We start from the raw sequence: 12,348 nt of genomic DNA, 5'->3' as shown, positions 1-12,348 counted from the left end.
GAATTACAGAAGAAAAACGGAGATATTGCTGCCCGCCGTAAAACGATGGTATCTACCGGAGACCGTTCAGCGAAGATCAGAACCTACAATTATCCACAGGGAAGGGTAACCGATCACCGTATTGGTTTGACCTTATATAACCTCAGCGGAGTAATGGATGGCGGCGTTCAGGAGCTGATCGATGCTTTACAGTTTGCTGAAAACGCAGAAAAAATGAAAGAAGGATCTGTAGCTTAGTGAGTTACGATTATTTTTAAAAATAGTTTGTGAATATAAATAAAGGCTCTATATTTGCAATCCCGAAAGGGAACAACGGACCGGTAGTTCAGCTGGTTAGAATGCCGCCCTGTCACGGCGGAGGTCGCGGGTTCGAGTCCCGTCCGGTCCGCAAAAGCACTCTCAAAAGTGCTTTTTGTTTTTAATAAAAGTAAAGGCTCTTTAAAAGCCTGCCCCTAAAGGGAAACGGACCGGTAGTTCAGCTGGTTAGAATGCCGCCCTGTCACGGCGGAGGTCGCGGGTTCGAGTCCCGTCCGGTCCGCAAATCTTAGATCAAAAACACTTGAAAGCCTGTTATCGATGATAACAGGCTTTTTTCGTTTTAATTGTCATATACATTAAATTTCCAGATTTGAAACCATTATTTTCAGCCTAATTTGTTAACATTGTTTGTAAATCCTCCCAAATTAGAATAATAGATAAGTCTCATGGTTGTTTATAGTGCACTTCCTGATCCAGAATTAACAGCCTTGCTGAAAGAAGGAGATGAAACTGCGTTCACAGAAATTTACAACCGGTACTGGAAATTGATCTATGCCCACGTTTATAAAATGATCCGCGAGGAAGATGATGCAAAAGATGTTGTTCAGGAGGTTTTTAGTAATCTATGGTTAAAAGCTGCGGCGATAAAGAACAACACCAATATTTCCGGATTGCTTTATACCGCTGCCCGAAACCGGGTCTTTGACCTGATTGAAAAAAATAAAGTAAGGAGCGATTATATTGGGGAGATTGCAGCCTTTCTTTCTGATCCCAGAAATGACCAGGTAGATACTATCGACGAGAAGAGGATCCTCGAAATTCTGGAAAGAGAAATTCAGAAACTTCCTCCAAAAATGAGGGAAATCTTTGAGATGAGCAGGAAAGAAGACCTGTCTCACAAAGAAATAGCATCTAAGCTTAATATTTCAGAACAAACGGTCAAAAAACAAGTCCAGAATGCCTTAAAAGCTATAAAACCAAAACTCAATGATGTGGGTGTTGGCATTTGGATTTTGCTGTTGTTCCGCTAAGCTGAAATTATTTTCAAAATCTTCTACCCCCAAATTTACTTTCACCCGTTTACCTGTAAATTAACCTCGAAAAATTATGGATAAGCAACAGGCAAAAGAATTGATTCAGAAATATAACCAGGGTTTGGCAACTGCAGAAGAGCAGGCCAGACTGGAAAACTGGTATATGCAAAAATCAGACAGCCTTGTTCTTGAAGAGGATGAAATCAATTTTGACCGGATCGAAAACGAATTGCGGGAACGGACCTTCAGTCGTGCAGGCCTTGGTCATCCAACTCAAGCGGAATTACCATCCAAATCCTTTAAATTATGGCCCAGGATCGCCTCAGCAGCAGCAGTAATTTTAATAGGTGGAGCTGCGTTATTTTATTATAGCCAGCCGTCTGCAGATCAGCATACCATCCTGGACCGGAGCAAATACAGCGATATTAATCCGGGATCCAATAAAGCCATTTTAACTTTAGCCAATGGGCAGCAGATCAGCCTGACCGATGTTAAGAACGGAGATCTGGCTAAGGAAGACCATGCTCTGATTAAAAAGACAGCCGAAGGAGAACTCGTTTATCAGGAAGAAGCTGGAAAAAGAGCGGAGTCCGTTTATAATATGATGTCGACCCCAAAGGGTGGTCAATATAGTCTGACGCTGGCAGACGGGTCGAAAGTGTTCCTGAATGCAGCTTCTTCTTTGAAGTATCCAACCCGGTTTAAAGGTAAAGACAGAATTGTGGAATTAACAGGAGAAGGATATTTTGAAGTAGCACACAACAAAGACAAGCCATTTAAGGTGATCAGCCGGGGGCAGACTGTTGAAGTGCTGGGAACACATTTCAATATCAATGCCTATGCAGATGAGCCTGATGTGAAAACCACGCTTCTGGAAGGCCGTGTAAATGTAAATGGTACATTGCTTAAACCCAATCAACAGGCTGTTTTAGTACAGGACCAGCAGATCAGCGTAAGACAAGTCGATGCAGATGAAGTGGTGGCCTGGAAAGATGGTCTGTTTAAATTTGATCATACCGATATCCGGATCTTAATGCGTCAGATTGCGCGCTGGTATGATGTAGACGTAGTCTATGAAGGGCCTGTAAAGGAAGAACAGTTTTATGGGAAAATTGAAAGAAGTTATACCCTTTCGGAAGTATTGAAGGTGCTGGAATTAGGTAAAGTACATTTCAGGATAGAGGGAAGGAAAATAATAGTCATGCAATAACGCTGAAAAAGAAAATCAACTAAATAATCAACCAAAAAACCAACCAACCAAAATGAAGAAATTTTTACAACAAAGCGGTTAGCTTTCAAAAGAGGTAGCTCTACAACAAAATCCGGGGAAGGCTTCGACACTTTTCCCCGGAATTGCGCCTGGGTTACCCTTATCCGATAAAATCGGACTGATGAATAATTCTTGAAAATTAATCCAAACCCAAACAATACAAACGTATGAATTTATACTCATATGCGGAAACCTCCTGGCTCACGGGGCGGTTGATGCGTAAAACCATTTTGGTCATGAAACTGATTTTTTTCATCATCACCATCGCTTGTGTACAAGTGTCGGCTGTTGGATACTCGCAAAATGTTAATATTCAGCAAAATAATGCAGCGCTCACCACTATTTTTTCAACTATAGAAAAGCAGACCGGTTATAATTTCTTCTGGAAAGATGCTGATCTGACTAAAATTAAAGTGGATGTAAAACTTCAAAATGAATCTTTGGACAATGCCTTGAAAGAAATTTTTAAAGGACTTCCCCTAACCTATTCCATCACCAAAAAGTCTATCGTTGTACAGGCAAAAGCACCATCTATTTTCGAGAAGATTACAGGTGTTTTTAAAGATACAGATGTTCGCGGACACGTACTGGATGCAAATGGATTGCAATTGCCCGGGGCAACTGTTTCGGTGAAAAACGGAAAAGCCCGCACCATAACCAATGCACGTGGAGAATTTATTCTAAAAGATGTTCCTGATAATGCCATTTTGCAAGTTTCTTTTATGGGTTATATCACCAAGGAAGTTGGAATCGGTGACCGTGTACTGGAGATCAGATTACAATTGAGTGATTCCAAGTTAGATGAAGTACAGGTAATGGCCTATGGGAAAACCAGCCGTCGTTTTTCGACAAGTAATATTGCCTCGGTTACTGCAGAGGAAATTGCAAAACAACCCGTAATGAACCCACTTCTGGCTTTGGTGGGAAAAGTACCCGGGATGACAGTAACACCGGCTACAGGTTATGCCAGTGGCACAGTAAAGGTTGAGATCCGTGGCCGCAGTACCATCAGTCCGGATTATCCTTCAGAACCATTGTATATCATTGACGGCGTACCGCTTACTTATCTCAATGTTGGCGGTAATGCCAGTTATGAAAATGGATCCCCGGGGATCATCCAAAATGGCAGTTATACGGCAGGAAATGGACAAAGCCCTTTATTTAACATCAACCCACTCGATATAGAGAGTATTGATGTCCTGAAGGATGCCGATGCTACAGCAATTTATGGATCCAAGGGTGCTAATGGTGTGATTTTGATCACGACAAAAAAAGGAAAAGTTGGACCGACACAGATTTCAGCAGGTATTAGCCATGGGATTTCTGCAGTTACCCGTTACTGGGATATGCTGAACACCAGGGACTATGTGAAAATGAGGAAAGAAGCGTTTAAAAATGATGGAATTCCATTGACATTACAAAATGCTCCTGATATTGTGGGATGGGACACCACCAGGTACACCAATTGGCAAAAAGCATTGTGGGGAAGTACGGGTCAAATGACCAGGACTTATCTGTCGATTTCCGGTGGAGATGAAAATACACAATTTAGCATTAGTCCAAGCTATACGCGTTCAACCTCTATACTTACGGTGAGCGGATCTGATCAAGTAGCCGGGGTAGCCTTCAGTATTAATAATAACGCTCTTAACAAAAGGCTAAAAACGGATCTATCGGTTAATTATACCTATTCAAATTCGAATATCAATTCTACGCCTTCTGTTGCTACTCTTCCCCCAAATGCACCACCGATCTATGACAGCAATGGACAATTGAATTATAAAGAGTGGAATGACGTTGGACTTTCGAATAGTTATCCCTTTGGGACACTAGGGGCTTTAACGACTTCGGCAACAACTTTAGCAATGGGCAAGCTGAACCTGTCTTATGAGCTGTTCAAAGGACTTCAAATTTCCAGCCTCTTCGGTTTTAATACCACCAGTGAGAAGAGCGAGGCTAAATCGCCCATTACGGCACAAAATCCGATGTATAACCCAACCGGCGGCTTGAATATCGGGACGAATAACAACCAAACCTGGAGCATCGAACCGCAAATCAACTATAACACCACTATAGGGAAAGGTGATTTTTCCGCATTCTTGGGTACTGCACTCAGTAAGACCGTTACTTCCGGACAGAATACTTATGGATTAGGCTATACAGATGATAATCTTTTAGGCTCTCTTCAGCTTGCACCTACTGTAGTTATTTTCGGTGATACCTACGGACAACAAAGATATGCGGCTGTATTTGGTCGGATTAACTATAATTGGGACCGGAAATATATCATTAACCTCAGTGGAAGGAGAGATGGCTCTTCACGTTTCGGACCCGGAAAACGATATGGAAATTTTGGGTCTTTAGGATTTGCATGGATTGCATCCGAAGAATCCTGGGTCAAAAATATCCTTCCTTCCTTTGTTGATTTTGTGAAGTTTAGAGGAAGCTATGGCCTTACGGGAAGCGATGGCGTGGATGATTATCAATACATCAGCCAATGGTCTAGTTTGAATAACGGAACTCCGGGTTATACCTATGGTGGGATTACCCCATTGATTAGTTTACATGCTGTAAATCCAAATTTTCAGTGGCAAGTGAATAAAAAACTGGATTTATCCTTTGAAGTGAACTTGTTTAAAGATCTTAATATCAATGTAGACTACTATAGGAACCGGTGTGGCAATCAGCTGACCAAATATCCGACACCTCTGTTTACGGGATATCCTACAGTAACAGCCAACTGGCCCGCAGTTGTTCAAAACAGCGGATGGGAATTTTCAATTAGCGACGTGCCGATCAGAACAAACAACTTTAGCTGGAATTTGAGTTTAAATACAGGGTTCAATAAGAACATTTTGCTAAGTTATCCGGATCTTAATCTCTCCAGTTACGCCACACAGTATGTGATTGGTAAATCAGTCAATGATATTTATTTACTGCATTATCTTGGTCTTGATCCAATGACTGGTCAGTACGTTTATGAAGATCGTAACCGTGATGGAACGGTTGGGGTAAACCCTATTGCACGGCCAGGTACCGGAACTGATGACCGTTATATTGTCATGAACAGGGATCCGAAGTTTACAGTCGGGATGAACAATAGATTTCAGTATAAAAACCTTTTGTTGATAGTCAACTTATATTATAAAAATCAAATGGGTCTGAGTGCGTTTTATTCAGGTGTGCCCGCAGGCAATATGCTGAATATACCAACTGAGGTTTTTAATAATCGTTGGCAACAGCCTGGACAGCCAGGTAAATATGCTGCGCTTACCTCTATCACTGGTTCACCCTCAAACTCAAATATATTGAGTTCCGATCTGGCCTATACAGACGCTTCTTTTCTGAGGTTGCAGACGGTGAGTTTAGGTTATATGCTGCCACAGAAATTTCTTAAGGGTAAACGCCTTAGCTTTTCTATAGATGCACAAAATCTATGGGTATTTACTAAATATAAAGGAATTGATCCGGACACGCAAAATTTTGGATCGCTGCCACAGGCTAAAACGATTGTTGCAAGCCTTTCACTGACCTTATAAAACCATGACTATGCTTAACCATCATTCAAATAAATTATTGCTGCTGATATCAGTATTTTTATTGTTTTCATGTAATAAACTGGTAGAAATTCCAGACCCTAAAAATACCCTTACTACCAATAAGGTTTTTAATAACGATACACAGGCCATAAGCGCTATGGCTGGTATATTGACACAAATGATCAATACAGATGCAAGCTCTTCTTTTGCCAGTGGACTGACCAGTCAAACTGCACGGGCTTCTGCGGATGAAATTAACTTAGCGTTTAATTTAAATAACAATATTGGAGATCTTGCCCGGAATTCACTCACTGCAGAGAGTGGGGAAGCTAATAATATTTGGTCGTCAGCTTATCAGACCATTTATGGTGCCAATGGGGTTTTGGAGGGAATCGAGGCCTCAAAATCGGCTTTACTCCATGCACAAACCAGAACAGAGCTGATCGCTGAGGCTAAATTTCTTCGAGCTTTTAGCTATTTCTATCTGGTGAATTGCTTTGGTGATGTACCACTATTGCTCTCTACAAACCTTGCTGAAAATTCTAACAAACCCAGAACAGCAGTCGCTATTGTATATCAGCAGATCGTTAACGACCTGATCGATGCAGCCAATGCACTGCCGGCAGATTATTCGGCTGGTGGTGGAGAACGGATCAGGGCTAATAAGTGGGCGGCTAAAGCATTGCTGGCCAGGGTTTATTTGTATACTGGAGACAATAGTAAAGCCATTCAGGAAGCTACGGATGTAATCGGACAAACAGGCCTTTATCAGCTGGAGACGGCTGACCTGAACAAAGTTTTTTTGAAGAACAGTTCAGAAACCATCTGGCAGCTGCAGCAAAATGTAAATAAAATATTTATTGGTAATGCAGTGCCAGAGGCGGTTGGGATGCTTCCTTCTCCGCTTCACACCGGAGCTTCGGGTGACCTTTCTTCCTACTTGCTTAAAGCATTTGAACCGGGTGATCTTCGTAAAGCGGCCTGGATAGACAGTACGGATTTCACACAATCAGGTGTAAACTATCATGCGAGATTTATTTATAAATATAAAACAGGGTATCACAACCTGGTTGTAGGTGGCGTTGCTACAGAATATTATATGGTATTGAGATTCGCTGAAATGTACCTCATCAGGGGAGAAGCCTTTGCGCTCAGCGGACAGCTTTCTGCGGGCATTGAGGACCTCAATATTCTGCGCCGTCGTGCCGGGATAGTTCCATTGCCAACTACCCTGACCAGAGACCAGACCCTGGCGGCCATTGCGAAAGAAAGGCAAACAGAACTTTTTGGAGAATGGGGTCACCGTTGGTTTGACCTAAAGCGGACTGGAAAAGCAGAGCAGGTACTTTCGGCGATTCCAGCTAAGCAACCATGGCGGGGCAGTTACCAATTGCTGTATCCAATCCCGAAAACAGAGTTGCAAAGAGATCATTTTCTAACTCAAAATCCAAATTATTAGAACCAGACTATCACTAGAAATTAAACATCATGAAGAATCTGTTTTTTCCATATATTTTGGCCGGGCTTTTTTTCTCAGTAATTATTTCCTGTAAAAAAGACGTGCAGCCTCAAACTTTAACAGCGTTGACCATTGTCAATGCCTTGCCAGGGGGTGATTTTCTGGCTGCTAACTTTAACGAGCAGCGCCCCAGCGCGGGATTAGAAAATACGATGTGGATTAAGTATCGTGTTTATGCGCCTAATAATCACGTTGCGCTTCCTTCCAAAACGCAACCCCTCCTCATTTATAAGATTCCCGATACCAACGCAAAAGATAAGCCTGTTTATCAGCTATCGCTTAATCTCGGTGCCAAAGAGGCCAGCACCTTGTTTCTCTTTGGAACGCTCGCACAGCCAGAAATGCTTTTGGTCAATAAAATGCCACCCTATCATTCACTTACAGATAGTGTTACGGGCCTACGCTTGATCAACCTTTCTCCGGATAAAAAACCGGTAAGGGTTCATATCTCCGGTAAAGGGACTGATAAGTCTGTTAGTAACCTAGCCTACAAACAAATTACAGATTACATCATTGTAAACGCGACTTCAGAGGTTACAGATGTTCTGGTTGAATTTTATGATCAGGCATCGGGTAGCCTGTTAACCCGCTATACTTTAAAGGATTTTGGTACCACAACAGCTGAGGTGAACAAATGGCGCTACCGAAACTATACGATAGTATGGCTGCCGAACGATGCCCTTGGAAACCTGGCTGCTGACCCTTTTCTAGTCTACGATTTTTAATTTTTAAAGGTTCATACAGCTTTCTTCTCGAATACATACCTAACACACATTAAAATATGGAACCAATCGTTCGTATTATTGGACTATCGCATCGTTATAGTACCAGCTGGGCTATCCGCGACATTAATATTGAGATCCCAAGAAGCGGGATCATGGGCTTGCTTGGCTCTAACGGGGCCGGTAAATCGACCACTATGAACATTCTTTGTGGGGTACTCACCCCAACTGCAGGTGAAGTGATCATCAATGGGATTGACCTGCGTAAAGAGCCGGAACGTGCCAAACAGCAGATCGGCTTTTTGCCGCAGACCCCGCCTTTATATATGGATTTAACGGTGGATGAATACCTGAAACATACCGCCATTTTGCGTTCCGTGGAAAAAGACCAATTGAAAAATGCGCTAGAAGAGGTGAAAGAACGCTGCGGTTTGACCCATATCAATAAACGATTGATCAAGAATTTATCAGGTGGGTATAAGCAGCGGGTGGGCATTGCCCAGGCCATTATCCATAAGCCAAAACTGGTGGTGTTTGACGAACCGACCAACGGGCTGGACCCGAACCAGATTCTGGAAGTACGTGCACTGATCAAAGACATCGCTACTGACCGTGCGGTGATCCTTTCTACGCATATCCTGACCGAGGTGCAGTACCTGTGCAGAGATATCGTAATGATTGAAAGCGGTAGGATTGTCTTTGCCGATACCATGGAAGCCTTCGACAACTACATCGCCCCACACAGTATGTTGGTGGTGATGGAGAACGCACCTCCTGCAGAAACTTTTCAGGCCATAGAAGGCATTACCAGGGTAGAGTACCTGACTGAAAAACAACTTCGGATCTATTTCAACGGAGACAAAAGCATCTCTGAGGCTCTGGTGCTGGAAAGCGCAAGACAAGGCTGGCGGTTGCGTGAGCTGAATATGGAAAAGAATTCCTTAGATGAAACCTTTGCCCAATTATCCAGGATCTCTAACTAAACCATACGGCTTAAAATCAATAAATAACTGATGAAAAAAATCATACAAATAGCCAGACTGGAACTCAGCCTGCTATTTTATTCGCCCATAGCCTGGCTGCTGATCATGGTCTTCTTCGTGCAAATGGCCCATGCTTTTATACCGGGTTTAGCAACGATGCTGCAGCTGCAGCAATTGATTGGAGACAATGGGTTTTTAACAGACCGACTGTTCACCACCTCCTCAGGAACGACTACTGGTATTTTGTATACCATGCTTGGAAGTTTATACTTATACACGCCGCTGCTCACCATGGGACTGATCAGCCAGGAGATCAGCAGTGGAAGCATTAAGCTGGTGTATTCTTCTCCGGTAAAACTCAGGGAACTTATTTACGGGAAATTTGCCGCTATGCTGGTCTATAACCTGGTGATCATCCTGGTGATCTCGGGTCTTTTCTTTATCCTCGGTACCAGTCTCGTTGCTCATTTTGATTACCCGCATGTACTGGTGGCTATGCTGGCCTGTTTTTTACTTTTAAGTGCATATGCAGCCATCGGGATCTTTATGTCCAGTCTCACCAGCTACCAGATCGTAGCTGCGCTTGGTACTTTCGGGGTGCTGGCCTTTATGAATTATATCGGAGGCTTTGGACAAGGAATTGACTTTGTGCGGGATCTGACCTATAGCCTTTCTATGCCCAGTCGCGCAGAAAGAATGGTGAAAGGATTACTCAACAGTCGCGATGTGATCTATTATGTGGCCATATCGGGGATCTTTTTGTCCTTTACCATTACAAGGCTGGAACTGGCGCGTACCTCCAGATCTTTTTTGTATCAGGTTGGCCGATATTTGACCATTATAGTAGTGGGTCTTGCGGTAGCTTATCTCAGTTCCCGCCAGGCGGTGATCCTGTATTATGATGCGACAGACACCAAGGTCAATACGATCGTAAAACCAGTGCAGGAGATCTTGAAAAAAATGGGTAATGAACCGGTGGAAATGACCGCTTATATTAACGGCCTGGATAACAGTTATTCTGTTGGTGCTCCGGTTGCCCGGCTTTACGGGATTGCCAAATGGGAGCCTTATCTGCGTTTTAAAGGGGATATAAACCTGCACTGGGTGTATTATTACGACATTACGAACCCGCAGTTCTATGCGGCTAATCCGGGTAAAAGTATAAAGACTGTATTCAAAGACGTGGCGAAGACCCAGGATATGGATACCAGCCGTTTTTTAAGTCCCGAGCAGATCCGCAAGCAAATAGACCTTCGCGGGGAAAACGACCGGATGGTGATGCAGCTGAAATACAAAGGGAAAACAACCTTTTTAAGGACCTTTGATGATGGTGACCGTTGGCCGGGGGAAGCAGAGATTGCTGCCGCTTTAAAACGATTGGTGGTAAACCCGCCTAAAATTGTCTTTGCGACGGATGCTTACCAGCGCAGCGTAGACAAAATTGGCGACCGGGACTATAAAATGCTCTTCAATACCAAACAGTCCAAGACCTCACTGATCAATATGGGTTTCGATATTGACAGTGTGTCTTTGGAGCAGGGTGCAATTCCTAAAGATATCGCCGTGCTGGTGATTGGTGATCCGAGAGCGGCACTAAGCCCTGCCGCACTTTCCAATTTACGGAAATATATCCAGGAAGGTGGAAATACACTGATTGCCAGCGAACCAGGAAAACAATCTATTGTAAATCCTTTACTGGATTCGCTTGGCGTTGAAATGCTGAGTGGAACACTGGTACAGCGGAGCAGGGATTACTCTTATGGTCTGGTTACCCCAAATCTTACTTCAGGAGCTGTAGTCATGTCACCAGCACTCAAAAAACCATACGAGGAAAAAACGGTAGTTTCTATGTCAGGTGCAGCGGCTCTGAAGGATCAGCATCAGGGGACTTTTAAAGTTGAACCAGTTTTAATGACCAATGAAAAGACCAGCTGGATCAAAAGAGGTTCATTTGTACTGGATTCGGCGGCACTGGTCTTTGATAAAAAGACGGGTGATGAGCATGGATCCTTTCCGACAGCGCTGATGCTGAGCCGCAAAATAAAAAACAAAGAACAGCGGATCATGGTTACCAGCGACGCCGATTTTTTCAGCAATAAGGAGCTGACCAGGGCCAATCTGGAAACAGCGAACGGCTCTCTTTCGATCAGCATCTTTAGCTGGTTTTCCAATGCCGAATTTCCGGTAGATATGAGCCGTCCAAGTCCGAAAGATACGCATCTGAAGCTAAACAAAGCGGGGATGAAAACTTTAAAAGTATTGTATTACGCGGTCATTCCGGCAGTCATTATTTTGCTGGGTATGGTGCTTTTGATCCGCAGAAAACGTAAATAATTATGAGCTTTATAACCGATAAACAAACGATCGACGATCTGAACGTTTTCTCCAAATCGGGGAGCGATTCTATCTATCATATTTTCAACAAGACCTTCACGCAGGGTGGTGCGGCCCTGCTGGAGGAAATGTTCCGCGGCCCGCTTTCCGACCATCAGGCGATTAATGAGCGGGTGGCGGTACTACGTTATTTCCAGGAAAGCAAAACTGAATTTCCTTTGCAGGGCAACCGTTTTGAAGAGGCCGAAAGGTACCTTTCCAATACCGATCCCAGGAGCCGTCTGTCCAATCAGGGCTTTAGCATGGCCGATTTTAATGCCGCCGGACAAAGTGTAACGGCACTGATGGAGATCTTGCAGGGACTTAAAATGTTCATGCAGGATATTGAGCCAAAAGTAGCCGGTAATCCTTACAGCAAACAAGTCACCGCTGTATTGGCCTTATTGAATGCCAAGGAGCTGGAGCTGATCTTTAAGGACCATGGCAAAGGTAAGATCTCCTCGGGAAAGATCGTGGAATATGATAATATTTTGCGTTTCCAGCAACGCGGCCTGCTGGAGAAGATCCTGCAGCAGATTTACCACCTGGATGTATGTATTTCCCTCGCAAGGGTAGCAACCGAGCGCAACTATATTTTTGCAACGGCCTTACAGCGCGATGAGAACCGCCTTCGGGTGAAGGGTGTCTAT

Annotated in this window: 7 protein-coding genes, 2 tRNA genes and 2 pseudogenes; all 11 read left to right on the top strand. The window is 43.6% G+C overall.

Translation table 11 applies throughout. From position 1 onward, the window contains the following. Positions 1–237: pseudogene (locus tag DBR11_RS30300) on the top strand (peptide chain release factor 1); the annotation flags it as partial. 77 nt (positions 238–314) lie between these two features. After that, positions 315–388: transfer RNA gene (locus tag DBR11_RS22500), tRNA-Asp, on the top strand. A gap of 76 nt (positions 389–464) precedes the next feature. Further along, positions 465–538, top strand: a tRNA-Asp gene (locus DBR11_RS22495). Positions 539–704: 166 nt separating this feature from the next. Next, the gene (locus DBR11_RS22490; protein WP_199233925.1) at positions 705–1,289 is read left to right on the top strand and encodes an RNA polymerase sigma factor; all 585 of its coding nucleotides are present in this window, start codon (positions 705–707) and stop codon (positions 1,287–1,289) included. Positions 1,290–1,365: 76 nt separating this feature from the next. Further along, entirely contained in the window at positions 1,366–2,502 is a 1,137-nt protein-coding gene (locus tag DBR11_RS22485; protein WP_108554855.1) for a FecR family protein, read from the top strand. A gap of 227 nt (positions 2,503–2,729) precedes the next feature. Further along, positions 2,730–6,101: a SusC/RagA family TonB-linked outer membrane protein gene (locus DBR11_RS22480; protein ID WP_108554854.1), complete on the top strand. Its 3,372-nt coding sequence runs from the start codon at positions 2,730–2,732 to the stop codon at positions 6,099–6,101. 10 nt (positions 6,102–6,111) lie between these two features. After that, complete coding sequence (locus DBR11_RS22475; RefSeq protein ID WP_158275364.1) at positions 6,112–7,560, top strand: RagB/SusD family nutrient uptake outer membrane protein; 1,449 nt, start codon at positions 6,112–6,114, stop codon at positions 7,558–7,560. 29 nt (positions 7,561–7,589) lie between these two features. Continuing rightward, a complete protein-coding gene (locus DBR11_RS22470) occupies positions 7,590–8,345 on the top strand; it encodes a DUF4397 domain-containing protein (RefSeq protein WP_108554852.1) in 756 nt (251 codons plus the stop codon). A 56-nt stretch (positions 8,346–8,401) separates the two neighbouring features. Next, a complete protein-coding gene (locus tag DBR11_RS22465; protein WP_108554851.1) occupies positions 8,402–9,325 on the top strand; it encodes an ABC transporter ATP-binding protein in 924 nt (307 codons plus the stop codon). A 30-nt stretch (positions 9,326–9,355) separates the two neighbouring features. Then, a complete protein-coding gene (locus DBR11_RS22460; protein WP_108554850.1) occupies positions 9,356–11,659 on the top strand; it encodes a Gldg family protein in 2,304 nt (767 codons plus the stop codon). A 2-nt stretch (positions 11,660–11,661) separates the two neighbouring features. Further along, positions 11,662–12,348 (top strand): annotated as a pseudogene (locus DBR11_RS29950) (DNA mismatch repair protein); the annotation flags it as partial.

The sequence above is a fragment of the Pedobacter sp. HMWF019 genome (genome assembly GCF_003061025.1).
In the GTDB taxonomy this organism is placed as follows: Bacteria; Bacteroidota; Bacteroidia; order Sphingobacteriales; family Sphingobacteriaceae; genus Pedobacter.
This window is presented reverse-complemented; position numbering and strand designations above follow the sequence as displayed.